Genomic DNA, 16186 nt, shown 5'->3' with positions numbered 1-16186 from the left:
TCTGATAGTAAGCACAATTATACGATTTCAACGACAATTCCATCGGCGTGAAAAAGATCGCGCTCCTCCCCGGCTTGCTAGGTGAGCTCGACTCGGACAGTGCGGACGAACCACAGATGAGCTACGCTGTCGCAACCGAACACGGCGGGTACCAGCGCGTCGTCTTTTCGGGCAACACCCACGAAGAGGGGGCCCTCCGCGAGCAGGCGCGGACGGTCCTCGAGTACTTCGAAGAGGGCCTAGCAGCGTTCGGCGGCGGCATCAACGACGTGGTCGAATCCCGCTGGTACGTCCGTGAGGATGAACTCTCCCGAGAGGGACAGGTGGCGCTCCACGAGGTCAGATCCGAGTTCTTCGAGCGACCGCACTACCCTGCGAGTACGATGATCGGAGTGTCGTCATTGCTCGGCGACGCGTTGGTCGAGATCGAGTTGATCGCGGAGATTCCCGACGACGAATGGGACGTCGAGACCATAGACCCCGAGGACGTCGACATCTAACCGACGCATCAGTCTTCGTGATCGGAAACCGCTCATCGATTTACAATCCGACCACGGGCTGGAAAACCGAGTGCGCTTTCAACGAGTTCGCTCGAAGAACGCCTCGAGAACGGGCTCGACCTCCGCTACGGTTCGGTACTCGGCCACCTCGATGGCGTCGTTGCCCCGTACCATCGCCGACAGCTCGTGTTTGCTCTCCGGGCGGTTGAGCGCGAGCACGGGCATCTCCCAAGCGACGGCCCGCCCGAGTTCGTAGCCGACGCCGAGACTCGGCGTCGTCACCTCGGCAACCACGATGTCGGCCTGCTGGAGCCAGGCGACGTCCTGGTCGTGGATGTCGACGTCGGTCAGTCCCGCCTCGCGCTCTTTCGTTTCGACGTCCTCGATCCCAACGTGTTCGGTGAGGACCGTCCCGTGCTGCTCGAGGAGGCCGATAAGTTCGGCGTACAGATCGACGTCGTCCCGACCGCCGCGGATGGAGCCGCTGAAGAAGATCTCCATACGGGACCGTGGCGGTATCGGGTCTTAACAGTCTCCTATCGTGACTCGTCGGGATCGAAACGGGTCGACCGGTCTCGAACGGCCGTCACTCGAGCACCAACACGTACCGCGTCAGCGACCGGTGGACGCGGCGTTCGAACGCGGCCTCGAGCTCCCAGCCGGCCTCGCGAGCTTCCGCGGCCCACGAGCGGTCCGCGACGACGACGGCCCGAGAGGCGACCCGCCGAGTTTCGGCGAGCGCGCCGGAAACGAGGTCCTCGAGGCGGTGAGTATCGATCTTCGACTGGCGACCGTAGGGGGCATCGAAGACGACGCCGTCGACCGCGTCGTCGGCGATCGGCAACCGAGTGGCGTCGCCGCGACCGACGTGCCACGAACCGCGCTCGGCGCCCGTCGGCGACGGCTCGTCGGGCTCGAGGAAGTGCTCGAGGTTCGTCCGCGCACCGCGGGCCATCTTCGCCTGGGCGTCGGTGCCGACGACGTCGGCGCCGACCAGCCCCGCCTCGACCAGCACGCCGCCCGTGCCACACATCGGGTCCAGAATTGTCGCGCCGGGTCGGGCGCCGGCGACGTTCGCGACCGCGCGGGCCAGCAGCGGATCCATGCTTCCGGGCTGGAAGAACGGTTTGTCGGTGGGCGCACGCGTACCGAAGTCACGGACGCTCTCGGCCGCGAGCCAGCCGAGCGCACAGACCGAAACCCGCTCGCCTCGCGGTTCGTCGCCCTCGTCGTCGGGGGCCGAGAGAAGGTCGCCTCGCCCGTTTTCGTCACACTCGAGTCGCCCCTCGGAGAACGCCACCCGCAGGATGTGATCCGGATCCTCGAGGTCGACCTCGAAGCCGCGGTCGACCAGGACCTGACCGAGTTCGCGCTCCGCGCGGTCGGTCGCGACGCCCGTCGAGCCGTGGACGTCGGTCGCGCGCACCGCGACCGTTCCCGACCGGTCGATCGGAGCGGCCTCGAGCAACACCGTCGCACTGGCGAGGTCGGCGTCGGTCCGGCCCAGCAGCGCGCTCGCGCGGTGCGTGTAGGCCAGTCCGTGGACGCGCTCGGGAACGACGGTGTTCGCAACGGCGAGGCCGGGCGCAACCGAGCGGACGTCGGCCGCGGCGCTTTCGGCCTCGCGGATTGCGAACGCGTCGTCCTCGCCACCGAGCTCGAGGAAGTACACGTCGGATCATCGCTCGGGCTCGAGTATCAGGGTACCGTTTTCGTCGGCCAGCGTTCGAGTGACGATCACACGATTGCCGTCGAACCGGTAGAAGACGGCCGAGCGACACTGATCCCGGTTTCGAACCGATCGATATAAACCGGACATATCAGGTGCCGGTACCAACCTTTATAAACCTTAAATACGTCTTTTTAAGCGACTTATGACGGATCCGAAGGACACCATCAACATCGAAAACGTGGTGGCGTCGACCGGCATCGGACAGGAGCTCGATCTGCAGAGCGTCGCGATGGACCTCGAGGGGGCCGACTACGACCCCGAGCAGTTTCCCGGTCTCGTCTACCGCACGCAAAATCCCAAGTCCGCTGCGCTGATCTTCCGTTCCGGGAAGATCGTCTGTACCGGTGCGAAAAGCACCGACGACGTCCACGAGAGTCTCCGTATCGTCTTCGACAAGCTCCGGGAGCTCCAGATCCAGGTCAACGAGGACCCCGAGATCGTCGTCCAGAACATCGTGACGAGCGCGGACCTCGGACGCAACCTCAACCTGAACGCGATCGCGATCGGGCTGGGTCTCGAGAACATCGAGTACGAGCCAGAGCAGTTCCCCGGTCTCGTCTACCGGCTCGACGAACCGGAGGTCGTCGCCCTGCTGTTCGGCTCCGGCAAACTCGTCATCACCGGCGGGAAGAAGCCCAAGGACGCCGAACACGCCGTCGACAAGATCGTCTCGCGCCTCGAGGACCTCGGCCTGCTCGAGTAACGCGTTCCGAAACCGATTCTCGCGAGCGACACTCCCGACAGAGAACCGTTCGTACTGACCGTTCACTCCGACGTTGCCGAAGGCCGTCTGTTCGAACCACCGGCCAACACAACCCACCCATCGATCGCCGCGAGCGGACCGGTAATCCCGGTTTAACTCCTACATATCCACGAGCGACGGGTTCGATCCGATCGTTCGTGCGAGTTGAAGACCGTTCATTCCGCTTTGGATCGCAGAGACTGATCTGAACCGGCGCTGACGGTTCGAAACGACCGACCGCGTTTATTCGGGATCCCTGAGTCTCTACCGACGATGACGATCCATCCGGACCGAACGGCCGTCTCCGAGGGGTTCAGTGGCGAAAGCGTCCACCTCCGCGCCATCTCCCGGGGAGAGTTCGGTCGTGTGCTGGCGAACGATCGTCGGCGCGAGGTGCTCAGGTACCTGCTCGCCTCCGACGAACCGATCACGGTCCAGCGCCTCGTCGGCTGGCTGGCCGACACCGAGGACGAGACGACCGCCCTGACGACGATCCACGAACTGCGCCAGCGGGTCCACGTCGCGCTGTGTCGCACCCACCTCCCGCTGCTCGAGCGCTACGGAATCGTCGAGTACGACCGCGAGCGCGGGCTGGTCTCCCCCGCGGCGAACCTCTCCGAGTTCGAGTCGCTGCTCGAGGACGTCGACCTCGAGCGACCCTGGTGATCGAAGAGGTTGGCCAATCGGTCTCGCGCTTCTCGCGAACCCACGATCGGCGGAAGCGTGAAGTACCGCGGGGACAACTCCCGCGGCTTCACCGTCTTGACCGCACGCCAAACTGGCCGTGCCGTCGCAGGCGAATTTAATTCCCCTCGACCTTCCCGAGATGGGATCAGCTGGAATTCACACCCGAACGCCCGCTGCGTCCGTGAGGGCCGGCGGCTCCACCCCGCCCGACAACACCCGTCTTGTCCGCCGTAGCAGGGTTTCGAGAGATGTCGCATTTCCTCGCAACTGTATTCTCCAATACGATAAGACCCATAATATATCTTACTAGTTTCGCTCGGGGTTAAGCTCCGAGGCACTCTCGCTGTATTTCTGTAGACGATCTCGAGTAATAATTCGACAAGACTTATTTATTTTCTATGATAAACAAGTGGCGTGTTCTCCACCGATCACGGTCGAACCCTCACCAGGCGCCAGCTTCTGGCCGTTTGTGGCTCCTGTCTGGGTGTCGGCGCACTCGGTGGGTACGCGTACGGGTCGGGATACGTACGCGGTGACGACTGTAATCCCACGCCGCTGGATACTTCGCCGACCGACTGGCCCCTTCCCGGCTACGACGGCGGAAACACTCGAGCCGTTCCGTCCGGACGCGCACCCGCGAGCGGACTGTCAGAGCGGTGGCGTATCCGTCTCCAGAACCCGGAACAACCCCTCGCGATCAACGGCTCCGTTTTCGTCGCCCCGGAAACACCGTCGGCGGAGTTCGTCAGATCGTACGAACTGTCGACCGGCGAAGAACAGTGGGCGAAGCCCGTCTCCCCCTCGGGGTACAGCCTCCCGCTTCTGGCGGGCGGCGATTCGCTCTTTCTCGGACAGGATAGGGCAAGCGGAGAAACGGTTTCGAGAGCGCTGGCCACGGCCGACGGGAGCGAGCGATGGACGAGCGGCGTCGCCAGTGGACACGTCGTACCGGTGTTCGGTGCGGGGTTGCTCGTCTTCCGGGATTCCCCCGCGCTGATCGCGATCGACGCTCGGACCGGTGAGGAGTGCTGGCGGGAGAGCGTCGCGTCCAACCTCCGTTCGGGTGCCATCCACGCCGGTGAGACGGTCGTCGTGGACACCGGTACGGACGGTAAAATCATTGCGCTCGATGCGAGGACGGGCGAGCAACAGTGGAAATTTGACGTCTCCGATTACTTTCACCCGGACGAGGACGACATCGTCGACGCCAGGTACGGTCGGATCGTCGCCGGGACCGATCGGCTCTTCTTTCGAACGTACGGCGGGATGTCGATCGCCCTCGACGCAGTGACCGGTGAAACGGACTGGGTGACGCCGGAGACACCTCCCGAGATGCCCGCCGAAGGCGGGCGAAACTACATTCCGCCCGGACTCGAGCCGATCGCTTTTTCGAGCGACGTGCTGGTGGTTGTCGAGTCGGATGGAACAGACCGCTCGGACAGTCTGCACGCGCTCGATCCGACGACGGGGAGCGAACGGTGGAGCTTCGAGCCGGAAGCGGAAGAGGACGTACACATTCGTTCGGCGGCAGTGGCCGGAGAAACGGTGTTTCTTCCCGTGCTGGACGAACTCCAGCTCCTCGATCTGTCGAGCGGATCGGTCCTCGAAACTCACGACCTCGACGGCTACGCGCGATCGATCTCGCTCGCCGAGGGCGCCTGTCTCGTCGCCACCACCGAGGGGATCGTCGCCTTCGAGTAGGGGTCGTGATCCACAGGAGGAGCGGCTCGCCATCTCCGTCCGCGGTGACGTCGATACGATCTCCCTAGCCGATCCGTCGAATACACCCTCGTCCGAGCCCCTACTCGACGAGTCGTTCGATCTCGGTGACGAGAATGTCGCTGGCGCCGGCCTGCTTGACGTCGGTGATCGTCTCGAAGACGTCCCGCTCGTCGACGACGGCGTGGACCGCCAGCATCCCGTCGCCGTCGTCGTCCGCGATGTCCATGATCGTCGGCCCGCCGAGACCTGGGATCACCTCGCGGACGTCCGCGAGCCGGTCCTCGGGGACGTTCATCATCAGGTAGCGTTTCCCCTCGGCGTGTTTGACCGACGACAGCGCCGTCCGTACCTCGCCGACCTTCGGATCGTCGACGACGTCCTCGCGGGCGAACAGCCGAACGGAGCTCGAGAGCACCTCCTCGACGATCGCCAGCCGGTTCATCTTCAGGGTCGTCCCCGTGCTCGTGATATCGACGATGGCATCCGCCATCTCGACGTGGGGGGTGAGCTCGGTCGCGCCTGAGACCTCGACGATGTCGGGCTCAACGCCGGTGTCGGCAAAGAACTCGCGGGTAATATTGGGGAACTCGGTGGCGACGGTCTTGCCCGCCAGATCCGCGACGGTTTCGATGTCGCCGTCCTCAGGGGCGGCGAGGACGAGCCGGCAGCGACCGAACTCGAGGTCGAGCAGTTCGGCGACGGTGTCGACGCCGGCCTCGCGGACCTGGTCGTAGCCCGTCACTCCCATCTCGGCCGCGCCGTCGGTGACGTACTCGGGGATGTCGGCCGCGCGGGCGAACAGCACCGAGACGTCGGGGTCGACGGTGTCCGCGTACAGCTTCCGTTCGGCACCGTTCTCGAGGTGCAGCCCCGCCCGCTCTAAGAGGTCGATCGTCGGCTCGTGCAGGCGGCCCTTGTTGGGAACGGCGATTCGCATTTACCAGCGGTTCGGGGTCGGGAGGGAACTGCTTTTCCATGTGACGCCGACGAGACCGTTTTCCCGCGTCGAACCGTGCCAGTGGATCGCGCCGTCGCGTATCTAGCGGTGACAACAGCCAAAACGATCAGGTGTGGCGACGGCGTAGCCTCGGATCTATGGGCAAACGCGCGGACTGCAGCGATCCACGAGTGGCATCCGACGGACCCCGTCCCCCGCCATCCGGGTTCGTCGAGAAGGCGAACGTCGCCGACGGCGCCCTCCGCGACGAGTTCGATCGCGAGTGGCCGGGCTGCTGGGAGCACGCCGCCGCCCTCCTCGAGTGGGACGAGCCGTACGACGACGTCCTCGAGGACGACGACGCGCCCTTCTACCACTGGTTCGTCGGCGGGCGACTGAACGCCGCAAAAAACTGCGTCGACCGCCACGTCGCGGCCGGGCGGAAGAACCAGGTCGCGCTCCGGTGGGAAGGGGCTCGCGGCGAGCGCCGGACGTACACTTATTTCGACCTCCAGCGGGAAGTGCAGGCCGTCGCGGCCGCATTGTGCGACCTCGGTGTCGCAGCGGACGACGTCGTCACCCTCTACCTGCCGACGCTGCCGGAGCTTCCGATCGCGATGTTGGCCTGTGCCCGGATCGGTGCCCGGCACAATGTCGTCTTCGCAGGGTTCGCACCCGACGCGCTGCGCGAGCGGATGGACGGAGCCAACTCGAGCGCGCTGATCACCTGCGACGGCTACGTCCGTCGGGGAACGGCGATCGACCAGAAGCGGAAAGCGGACGCCGCGTTGACGGCGCTATCCGGATCGGACTCGAGGTCGGAACAAATCCCGACGGTCGTCGTCGACCGTCTGGGCAAAAGCCACGAGACCCAGCTGGGCGAGGAACAGTACGCCTACGACAGCCTCGTCGAGCGCTTCGATGGGGCCGAGGTGCCGCCCGTCTCGCGGGCGGCAACCGCACCGCTCTTTCACATTCACACCTCGGGAACCACCGGCAAACCGGAGCGGATGACCCACGCGATCGGTGGTTACCTCGCTGGCGCCGCGTGGACGAGCCGGACGGTCTTCGACCTCTCTGCGGGGGACACCCACTGGTGTACGGCCGACGTCGGATGGATCACCGGTCACTCCTACGTCGTCTACGGGCCGCTCTCGAGGGGCGCGACGGTCGTACTTACGGAGGGGACGCTGCGCTACCCGGACCGACACCGCCCCTGGGAGGTGATCGAACGCAACGGTGTCGAGGTGTTCTACACCACGCCGGGGGTGATCCGGACCTTCCGGAAGTGGGGCGAACGGTTCCCGAAGAGCCACGATCTCTCGTCGCTACGCCTGCTCGGCAGCGTCGGCGAGCCGATCGGAGCCGACACCTGGGAATGGTACTACGAACATGTCGGGCGCGAGGAGTGTCCGATCGTCGACACCTGGTGGCAGACCGAGACCGGGAGTGTCCTGCTCTCGACGCTGCCAGCCGTCGACGAGATGAAACCCGGTGCCGTCGGGCCCCCGCTACCCGGCATCGAAGTCGCCGTCGTCAACGAGCACGGTCGGGAACTTCCGCCGGGCGAGCCCGGCTATCTCACGATCACGCGACCCTGGCCGTCGATGCTCGTACCCCACGACAACGACCTCTACTGGCTGCTCGCGGAGTACTGGGAGCAGTTCTCCGACCGCCGGGCCGACACCTGGCGGTACGTCACCGGCGACCGCGCCGTCGTCGACGAGGACGGCTACGTCACCGTCACCGGCCGCGCCGACGACGTCGTCACGCTCGGCAACCGCCGGCTCGGCACCGCCGAACTCGAGGCTGCGATCACTGCCGTCGACGGCGTCACCGAGGGAGCCGCGATCGCGGGCGGGGACTGCGGGACGGAGCTCTACGTCTTCGCGACAGCCGAGCGCGGCCAGCTCGAAGACGACGAGTTGCGAGCGGCGATCGCTGACGCGGTCGCCGACCGGATCGGGGAGTTCGCCAGGCCCGCGGCCGTGGCGTTTACGCCCGAACTCCCCGAAACGCACACTGGAAAGACCATGTACCGCGTTCTCGAGGACGTGATCGGCGAGAGCAGCCTCGAGGACGCCGACAGTTCGTCCCTTCGGAATCCGGAGATCGTCGGCGAACTCTCGGCACTGTGGGACGGCGAGTAGCGCGGATAGAGCGAACAATTCCGACGGCTGCGAATCAGAGAACGAGCTCCGGCCGCCGAAACAGTTGCGCGTTGATCGCCACGATCACCGTACTTGCGGACATCAGCACCGCGCCGACAGCCGGCGAGAGCAGGATGCTGATCGGCGCCAGCACGCCGGCCGCAAGCGGCAACGCGAACACGTTGTACCCCGCGGCCCAGGCGATGATCTCCTGCATCTTCCGGTAGCTCCTCCGACTCAGGCGCGCGAGCCGGGCGACATCCCAGAGATCGTTCGACTCCCCGTCCTCGACGACGCCGTCGGCGGGAACGTTCGAGCCGGGTCGGACAAGCACGAGGTCGTCCTCCTCGAGGTTGGCGGTCGGAACCGTCCCGGTTTCGCCCCCTTCGGTGATCCGCTCGGCGGTGTCGGGCATCAGCTCGGCGTTCGAACAGCCGCCGTCGCTTCTCGACCGTTCGGCTCGAAAGAGGGGCGATGCACGGTGTGCCTCGAGGAGGGGGCGGTCTCCCGAGAGAGTTGTTGGTTGCCACGTCGTGCTCGTCGTTTCCGAGAAAAGATAGTTCTCACACACAGCTCTCCGACGCTGTCGCTGTCGGTTCGACGGTTCCAGTCTGGTAATCGGATTTCCGAAACCAACGGACGGGGTCGTGGTGGCCGACGATCCGACCCGCCGGAAGCGTAACAGGTAGGACCCTCACCTGAGACCGTCTAGACGACAGTGGACCGAACGACACTCGACGCCGTGGTCACCGTCTTCGTCGCCGGGATCATCGTCCTCGGCGTCGGCGCCGCCTGGCAGACCTCTCGCCAGTCGCAAGTTCACGGCGAGATGATGGGCCACACCGCCGTTCACGGCCCGCACCCGTTGGTGTACCTGCTCGGATCGATCCTCATCGCGGGCGTCGTCGCCGGCGCGTACTGGATCGTTCGAGAGCAGGTGGGCGCGGAGACGGAACATCGAGCGTCGCCTCGAGCGGCCGAATCCGAACCCGAGCCGGAATCCGACTCCGGATCTCGAGCCGACGTCGGGTCAGGGTCGCCGTCCCGAACCGAGTCGGCGACCGAAACCCCCCGGCCGACCCCTCGAGTGCTGGACGTCCTGCCGGAGGACGAGCGCCGTATCTTGGAACCCGTCGTCGACTCGCCGGGGCTGACCCAGATCGAACTCCGAGATCGGGCCGACTTCTCGAAGAGCAAGGTCAGCCAGACCGTCACCGACCTCGAGAAGCGAGGGCTGCTCTACCGCGAACCACAGGGACGAACGTACCGCGTCTACCCGAGCGACGACCTCGAGGAGCGCTGACGATGACCGCTGACCGACCGTCTTCGGGTGAAGCGAGCCATCCGGCTCAGACCGTCGCGTGGGCCCCGCACGAACGGTTTCGAATCCAGGAAACGGTTAGGACCCTTTAGAAACGTTCTCGAACGATCTACGCAGTGAGTTCACGACCGAGCGGCTAACCGTCGAGCCGCCCTCGTCCCAACTGAGGTGACGACCAATGCCAACACCGACGCTACGACTGACGATCGGCCTGCTCGCCGTGATCGCACTGCTCGGCGGCGCGGCGATCGTGAGCGCTGACGACGCCAACGCGGACGCCGCTGCGATCGAGTGGATGAACGACCGGATGGGAGACCACGATGCGCATCACGACGGTCACGCTGACCACGATCACGGTGCGCACCACGACGATGCGAACCACGCCGAACACCACGCTGACCACGAGCCAGGCAACCACCACGCCGGTGCCGGTAGCTGTTAACCGGTCCGGCTCGTCTTCGTCCGACGCGCCGAGACCGAGCGGAAGCTACTGTTGTCCGACGAGCGAGATGAGCAGCTCTTCCCCGCGACTGTAATCGAACTCGAGGGATCGATAACGTACGTGGCCCAACGAGGGAAGGGCTTATACAATCGTATTCATCTCCCTCTGTTAGTTTATTTTCGAAAGATATTTGTTTATATATTCGTGGTGGCAAAGTCACAACCCGCTTGAACGTGTAGCCCATAGAATCGAGTACCATGAGTACGAGACGAGCCCACCTCGAGATCACCGGCATGTCGTGTTCGACATGTTCGGGGAGCGTCGAGGATGCGGTAGGCGATCTCGAGGGGGTCGCGTCGGCGAGCGCGAACTACGCGACCGACGAGGGGACCGTCGAGTACGATCCCGTGGAGACGTCGCTGGCCGAGATCTACGATGCGATCGCCGACGCGGGCTACGAAGCCGCCTCGGAGACGGAGACGCTGACCGTCATGGGGATGTCGTGTTCGACCTGTTCGGGAACCGTCGAGGACGCGGTCACCGACCTGCCAGGCGTGGTTCGAGCCGACGTAAACTTCGCCTCGGACGAGGCCCGGGTCGAGTACAACCCGAACGACGTTTCACTTTCGGAGATCGTCGACGCCATCGAAAAATCGGGCTACGAGCCGGTCCGCGACGAGCTCGAGGAGAGCCAGGGCGCCAGCCAGCGCGAACGCGCCGTCGAGAAAGAGCTCCGGCGCCAACGAAAGCTGGTGATCGGTGGCGGCCTGCTGACGGTGCCGTTCGTGCCGATGATGATCGACATGCTGTTCGGATTCGTCGACGTCGCCTCGCCGGTTCCGATGGCGATCGCCCACCCGCCGGGCTGGCTCGAGTTCGTCCTCGCGACGGCCCTGATGGCGACGCTCGGCAAGGAGTTTATCGTCGGCGCCTGGCGGGCGTTCTCGAACAACCGACGGGCGAACATGGACACGCTCGTCGCCGTCGGCACGTCGGCGGGCTACGTCTACAGTACGGGGGTGCTCGTCGGCGCGATCACCGGCGGGTTCTATTTCGAGGCCGTCGCGTTCATCCTCTGGTTCATCACGCTCGGTAACTGGCTCGAGGTCCGCTCGAAGGCCCGCGCGGGCAGCGCGCTGCGGGAACTGCTCGAGATGGAGGCCGACGAGGCGACCGTCGTTCGGGACGGCGAGGAGCGGCAGGTCCCCCTTGAGGACGTCGAGCCGGGCGACGTGCTGAAGGTTCGACCCGGCGAGAAGATTCCCACCGACGGAGTCGTCCGCGAGGGCCAGAGCGCGGTCGACGAGTCGATGCTGACCGGGGAGTCCGTCCCGGTCGAAAAAGGAGAGGGCGACGAGGTCGTCGGCTCGACGATCAACGAGAACGGCGTTCTCTTGGTCGAGGCGACGAAGGTGGGCTCGGAGACGGCGATCCAGCAGATCGTCGAGCGGGTCAAGGAAGCCCAGTCCCGCCAGCCCGAGATCCAGCGGCTCGTCGACCGGGTCAGCGCCTACTTCGTCCCCGCGGTGATCGTCAACGCCGTCGTCTGGTCGGTCCTCTGGTTCCTGTTTCCGGAGACGCTGTACGGCGCCTCCGCGGCGCTCGGTTCGTGGATTCCCGTCCTCGAGCCCGTCGGCGGGGGTCCCGTCGTCGGCGGCGTACCCGTCTTCGAGTTCTCCGTGGTCGTGCTCGCCTCGGCGCTGTTGATCGCCTGTCCCTGTGCCCTCGGGCTCGCGACGCCCGCGGCGACGATGGTCGGCTCGACGCTGTCGGCGACCAACGGCGTCCTGTTCAAGGGCGGCGACGTCCTCGAGCAGGTTCGCGGAATCGACACCGTCGTCTTCGACAAGACGGGGACGCTGACTCACGGCGAGATGACCCTGACCGACCTCGAACTCGTCGGCGAGCGGACGGCGACGGACGGCGGGACGGTGACGGGACTCGAGCGCAGGGAGGATCTCGAGTCGTTCGTCCTCGGCGCGGCCGCCACCGCCGAGTCCGGCTCCGAGCACCCGATCGCGCGGGCGATCGTCGACGGTGCGACGGATCGGGACGTCGAGATCGGCGAGGTCAGCGAGTTCGAGAACGTCCCCGGCCACGGCGTTCGAGCGGAAACCGACCGCGGGAGCGTTCTGATCGGTCGTCGGAAGCTGCTCGAGGACGCGGGGATCGACACCGAACCCGCCGAGGAGACGCTCATCCGGCTCGAGCGCGAGGGGAAAACGGCGATGCCGGTCGCGGTAGACGGCCGACTGGTGGGCGTTCTCGCCGTCGCCGACGAGGTTCGCGAAAGCGCGACGGAGACCGTCGCGGCGCTGCGAGAGCGCGGGACCGAGGTCGTGATGCTCACCGGCGACAACGAGCGCACCGCGGCGGCGGTCGCTCGAGCGGTCGGGATCGACCCCGACAACGTCCGCGCGGAGGTGTTGCCCGAAGACAAGGCGGATCACGTCGAAGCGCTGCAGAACGACGGCTCGCGAGTGATGATGGTCGGGGACGGCGTCAACGACGCGCCCGCCCTCACTACGGCACAGGTCGGTGTCGCCATCGGCTCCGGGACCGACGTCGCCATCGAGTCGGCGGACGTCACCCTGATGCGTGACGATCCCGCAGACGTGCTGAAGGCCGTTCGGATCTCCGAGGCGACGATCTCGAAGGTGCGCCAGAACCTGTTCTGGGCCTTTATCTACAACACGACGCTGATCCCGATCGCCTCGCTCGGTCTGCTGAACCCCGCACTGGCGGGGCTGGCGATGGCCGCCTCGAGCGTCAGCGTCATGACCAACAGCCTCGCGTTCGCGAGGTACGACCCGCACGAGGACTACCGGCTCGCCGTCACGAAGCCGCTCTCGTGGCTTCGCGGGAACTGACGGCGAGGGCGAGCCGTCGCTGGTGTGAGTGTAAAAAACGCGTTCGGAGCAAGAGCGATCGTTACTGGTGCGGTTCTAGAACGACACCGCGTCCGGAGCGTACGGGCTCCCGACTGGCGTCGGGTCGCGGTCGCTGTAGCCGACCCGACCGACCGCCTTGTCGCTCACCGCGGAGTAGACGGCGAACCGGGCGTCCTCCGGACTCTCGAAGGTCTCGGACTCGAGGCGGGCGAGTACCTCGCTGACCGTCTCGGTTCCGTTGGGGAGTTCGAGGGTTCGGTCGCCGTGTTCTGCGATCAGTTCCTCGGTGGTCGCGGGGTACTCGTAGTCGTCGATGACTTCGCCGGTGNTTGAGCAGCATTACACCCCTATCTGTGTGAACGATGATTATAAACATTTTCCATAATCGATTTCTAGGCCTACCGTACACCTTAAAGACCTAGAGGTGGGTCCTCGCCGGCACAACAGTGGGCTTACGGCTGCGGGACGGCTCGAATAGGCCATGCCCTACGCGGATCTCCACGTCCACACGACCCGTTCCGACGGCGCCCTCGAGCTGGCCGAGGTTCCCGACGCCGCGCGACGAGCGGGTGTAGCCGTCGTCGCGCTGACCGACCACGACCGCCTGCAGCCGTTCGACGAACCCGCTATCGAACGGGACGGGATCCGGATCGTTCACGGGATCGAACTCCGGGTCGAGACCGACGCCGGCCAGCGCGTCGACCTGCTCGGGTACGGAATCGAACCGACCGCTGACCTCGAGGCGACGACCGAACGGATCCAGCGAAACCGGATCGAACGCGGGCGGGCGATCGTCGACCGCGTCGAGGACCGACTCGACGTCGACCTCGGCGTCACCGTCGACGACGGGTTCGGGCGGCCCCACGTCGCGCGGGCGATCGACACTCACCCCGAGACCGAGTACGACTACGAGGGAGCGTTCGATCACCTCATCGGCAACGACGGCCCCTGTTTCGTTCCCAGGGAGCTCCCGTCGTTCGAGCACGGTCGGCAGGTACTCGGGGAGGCGGGCCGACTGGTCTCGCTCGCACACCCGTTCAGGTACCCCGATCCCGAGGCCGCCCTCGAGCTGACGAGCGAGCTCGACGCCGTCGAGCGCTACTACCCCTACGGACGGGCAGTCGACTCGAATCGGGTCGATCGAGCCATCGAACGGTACGGGTTGCTCGCGACAGGGGGAACCGATGCCCACGAGCACGAACTCGGCGCCAGCGGGCTCTCGGAGGCCGAGTACCGGCGACTCGGGCTCGAAAACTGACGTGGTGAACGCCGCCGAGAACGGAGCCTTCAATGTCCCCTGGCTCGTACGAACGGTATGAACTGCCACTACTGCGACCGCGAGGCGGCCTTCGCAGCCGAATCCGACGAGCTCAAGGTCGGACTCTGCGAGGAGCACTTCCGCGAGCGGTTGCAGGAACTCGCCGAAGCCGACGGTCTCGAGACGCTCAAGGAGCAGGTCGACGTCGACCGCGCCGAGTAATCACGCCGTTCGGCCGGCGTCGACGTCGATAGCGTCGACGGGGCAGACGTCGACGCAGAGCATACAATCGATACACTGGGCCTCCTTCGCCGGATCCGCTTTCTCCTCGCTCTCGGGATGGCCCGGCGTGTCGACCCACTCGAAGACGTCGACGGGGCAGTCCTCCAGACAGGCGCCGTCGGCGATACAGAGGTCGAAGTCGACCGCGACGTGGGTGCCGTGAATGCCGAGCTCCTCGGGTTCGTCGACGGGCCCCCAGACGGCGTGGCCGTTGTGTTCGTCGACCTTCTCTCGGTTCTCGTGGAACTGCGGATCTATGGTCATTGCTAACAGGTAAAAATCGCCGCCGGGACTTAAAAGTATGTGCCGTATTCCGGCCGACAGCGGCGGAACGCCGCGACGCGATCGTCCGGTGAAACGGCTCAGTCCTCCCGCTCTCGGAACGCGCGACGGTCGTCGAGGAGCTCGCGAATCCAGACCGCTACGCCGTGGTCGTGGCCGTACGTCCAGATCGCCGTCTGCTGGATGACGTCGGGGAGTCCGCCCTCCTTGATCGCCGCCGCGACGACCGACTCGTGGTCGGCGAGCAGGAGCTGAGCGGGCCACTCCGAATAGACGGCGTTGGTCGTCTCGAGATCCGGAGCGACGACGACGATCGCGTCCGGGACGGCCTCCTCGAAGGCTTCCTGATCGTCCTCCGTCGGAACCTCGACGACGACCTCGACGCCGCGGTCGGTCGCTCCACGTAGTTCCGCGAGGATCGCGTCGTCGACCACCTCGTCGCTCGCGACGACGTGGTGGACAGACTCTTCCGCGTTCTCGATAAAGGAGGCGATCCGATCGGTGACGTGGTCGGTCTCCGAGATCGACCAGACGCCCGCGTCCTCGGTCGATTCGGGCTGTTCGATCTGCTCGAGGGCGTTCTCGGCGGTGTTGATCCGGGAGTCGTAGTTCTCGCGGATTCGGCGACAGGCCGTCTCGACCTCGACCGCCCGGTACTCTCGGGGATCTGACTGCTGGACGTCGACGAGCCCCTTCCGGTCGAGTCGCTCGATCGTGTCGTACACGCGGGATCGGGGAACGTCGGAGACCTGACTGATCTCCTTTGCCGTCCCGGTCGTGAGCTTCGTCAGCGCGACGAAACACCGCGCTTCGTACTCGGTGAGCCCGAGTTCCGACAGCGCGGAGACCGCTTCCTCAGTTTTGGGCATACGTGGACACGGGCATCGGCGGCTAAAAGTCGGACGTTCTCGCAGTATCGTTCACCCTCAGTTGATCGAACTCCGTTCCGCCGCACGGACAGCCAGTAGTGCTGCCAATCGATTGTTCTTGCCAGACGGCAACAGCCAGACCGTCAGCGCTCGTCTTCAGTTGTTACTACAGGGTGTTACTCCGCCGGTGACAACGCATCGGCGACAGTCTTCCGGAAGAAGCGCTGTGGCCGTCCGCCGAGTCGCTACCAATGGGGGAGTACCAGCTGTGACTCCGAATCGTTTGCCGAGAAGCTGATAAGCGGCCTACACTTGCAGGCCGTTTCGGCAAATTTCCAATTGAGAGAGGTATTGTATGACGAGAGTGGAAT

The 16186-nt window shown here is 65.4% G+C and carries 18 protein-coding genes; 10 read left to right on the top strand and 8 right to left on the bottom strand.

Features of this window, described 5'->3' with window-relative positions; genetic code table 11:
- Window positions 1-47 precede the first annotated feature (47 nt).
- Window positions 48-500 (top strand): RidA family protein, encoded by a 453-nt coding sequence (locus C491_RS07545; protein ID WP_005554974.1) that lies wholly within the window; start codon window positions 48-50, stop codon window positions 498-500.
- Window positions 501-578: 78 nt separating this feature from the next.
- Here the strand turns inward: C491_RS07545 and C491_RS07540 are convergent, their stop codons facing one another.
- The 3 genes from C491_RS07540 to C491_RS22915 all read right to left on the bottom strand — a co-directional run bounded on the left by C491_RS07540 (window position 579) and on the right by C491_RS22915 (window position 2319).
- The gene (locus C491_RS07540) at window positions 579-1001 is read right to left on the bottom strand and encodes a nucleoside 2-deoxyribosyltransferase (protein WP_005554973.1); all 423 of its coding nucleotides are present in this window, start codon (window positions 999-1001) and stop codon (window positions 579-581) included.
- A gap of 85 nt (window positions 1002-1086) precedes the next feature.
- Window positions 1087-2172 carry an RNA methylase gene (locus tag C491_RS07535; protein ID WP_005554971.1) on the bottom strand — a complete coding sequence of 362 codons (1086 nt, stop codon included), beginning with the start codon at window positions 2170-2172 and terminating at the stop codon, window positions 1087-1089.
- Between the two features lie 6 nt (window positions 2173-2178).
- Window positions 2179-2319: a hypothetical protein gene (locus C491_RS22915; protein WP_160167145.1), complete on the bottom strand. Its 141-nt coding sequence runs from the start codon at window positions 2317-2319 to the stop codon at window positions 2179-2181.
- Window positions 2320-2374: 55 nt separating this feature from the next.
- Here C491_RS22915 and C491_RS07530 point away from each other — a divergent pair, with 55 nt between their 5' ends.
- The 3 genes from C491_RS07530 (at window position 2375) to C491_RS07520 (ending at window position 5362) form a co-directional block, all read left to right on the top strand.
- Complete coding sequence (locus C491_RS07530) at window positions 2375-2935, top strand: TATA-box-binding protein (protein ID WP_005554970.1); 561 nt, start codon at window positions 2375-2377, stop codon at window positions 2933-2935.
- 312 nt (window positions 2936-3247) lie between these two features.
- Window positions 3248-3640: a DUF7344 domain-containing protein gene (locus C491_RS07525; RefSeq protein WP_005554968.1), complete on the top strand. Its 393-nt coding sequence runs from the start codon at window positions 3248-3250 to the stop codon at window positions 3638-3640.
- A gap of 435 nt (window positions 3641-4075) precedes the next feature.
- A complete protein-coding gene (locus tag C491_RS07520; protein ID WP_005554967.1) occupies window positions 4076-5362 on the top strand; it encodes an outer membrane protein assembly factor BamB family protein in 1287 nt (428 codons plus the stop codon).
- A 100-nt stretch (window positions 5363-5462) separates the two neighbouring features.
- Here C491_RS07520 and hisG read toward each other — a convergent pair whose 3' ends face one another.
- Window positions 5463-6320 (bottom strand): ATP phosphoribosyltransferase, encoded by an 858-nt coding sequence (gene hisG, locus C491_RS07515; RefSeq protein ID WP_005554966.1) that lies wholly within the window; start codon window positions 6318-6320, stop codon window positions 5463-5465.
- Window positions 6321-6478: 158 nt separating this feature from the next.
- Here hisG and C491_RS07510 point away from each other — a divergent pair, with 158 nt between their 5' ends.
- Entirely contained in the window at window positions 6479-8470 is a 1992-nt protein-coding gene (locus C491_RS07510) for an acetate--CoA ligase (RefSeq protein WP_005554964.1), read from the top strand.
- A gap of 34 nt (window positions 8471-8504) precedes the next feature.
- Here the strand turns inward: C491_RS07510 and C491_RS07505 are convergent, their stop codons facing one another.
- Window positions 8505-8885 (bottom strand): P-type ATPase, encoded by a 381-nt coding sequence (locus C491_RS07505; protein ID WP_152421289.1) that lies wholly within the window; start codon window positions 8883-8885, stop codon window positions 8505-8507.
- A 303-nt stretch (window positions 8886-9188) separates the two neighbouring features.
- Between C491_RS07505 and C491_RS07500 the strand changes: the two genes are divergently transcribed.
- The 3 genes from C491_RS07500 to C491_RS07490 all read left to right on the top strand — a co-directional run bounded on the left by C491_RS07500 (window position 9189) and on the right by C491_RS07490 (window position 13103).
- A complete protein-coding gene (locus C491_RS07500; RefSeq protein WP_005554961.1) occupies window positions 9189-9773 on the top strand; it encodes a MarR family transcriptional regulator in 585 nt (194 codons plus the stop codon).
- A gap of 196 nt (window positions 9774-9969) precedes the next feature.
- Window positions 9970-10233, top strand: a complete 264-nt coding sequence (locus tag C491_RS07495; RefSeq protein WP_005554960.1) for a hypothetical protein — start codon at window positions 9970-9972, stop codon at window positions 10231-10233.
- A gap of 257 nt (window positions 10234-10490) precedes the next feature.
- A complete protein-coding gene (locus tag C491_RS07490) occupies window positions 10491-13103 on the top strand; it encodes a heavy metal translocating P-type ATPase (protein WP_005554958.1) in 2613 nt (870 codons plus the stop codon).
- A 75-nt stretch (window positions 13104-13178) separates the two neighbouring features.
- On the opposite strand, the gene C491_RS21440 is transcribed toward C491_RS07490, so the two are convergent.
- Window positions 13179-13439, bottom strand: coding sequence for a DUF5789 family protein (locus C491_RS21440; RefSeq protein ID WP_083909291.1), 261 nt, complete (start codon window positions 13437-13439; stop codon window positions 13179-13181).
- A 166-nt stretch (window positions 13440-13605) separates the two neighbouring features.
- Between C491_RS21440 and C491_RS07480 the strand changes: the two genes are divergently transcribed.
- Both C491_RS07480 and C491_RS23195 read left to right on the top strand, forming a co-directional pair.
- Window positions 13606-14382, top strand: coding sequence for a PHP domain-containing protein (locus tag C491_RS07480; protein ID WP_005554956.1), 777 nt, complete (start codon window positions 13606-13608; stop codon window positions 14380-14382).
- Window positions 14383-14439: 57 nt separating this feature from the next.
- Complete coding sequence (locus C491_RS23195; RefSeq protein WP_005554955.1) at window positions 14440-14604, top strand: DUF6757 family protein; 165 nt, start codon at window positions 14440-14442, stop codon at window positions 14602-14604.
- Here C491_RS23195 and C491_RS07475 read toward each other — a convergent pair whose 3' ends face one another.
- Together C491_RS07475 and C491_RS07470 are read right to left on the bottom strand one after the other, a co-directional pair.
- Entirely contained in the window at window positions 14605-14928 is a 324-nt protein-coding gene (locus C491_RS07475; RefSeq protein ID WP_005554954.1) for a 4Fe-4S dicluster domain-containing protein, read from the bottom strand.
- Window positions 14929-15026: 98 nt separating this feature from the next.
- Complete coding sequence (locus C491_RS07470) at window positions 15027-15815, bottom strand: TrmB family transcriptional regulator (RefSeq protein ID WP_005554953.1); 789 nt, start codon at window positions 15813-15815, stop codon at window positions 15027-15029.
- Between the last annotated feature and the right edge of the window lie 371 nt (window positions 15816-16186).

The sequence above is a fragment of the Natronococcus amylolyticus DSM 10524 genome (genome assembly GCF_000337675.1).
Taxonomy (GTDB): domain Archaea; phylum Halobacteriota; class Halobacteria; order Halobacteriales; family Natrialbaceae; genus Natronococcus; species Natronococcus amylolyticus.
The sequence above is the reverse complement of the archived record's forward strand: the minus strand, read 5'-3'. Positions and strand labels throughout refer to the sequence as shown.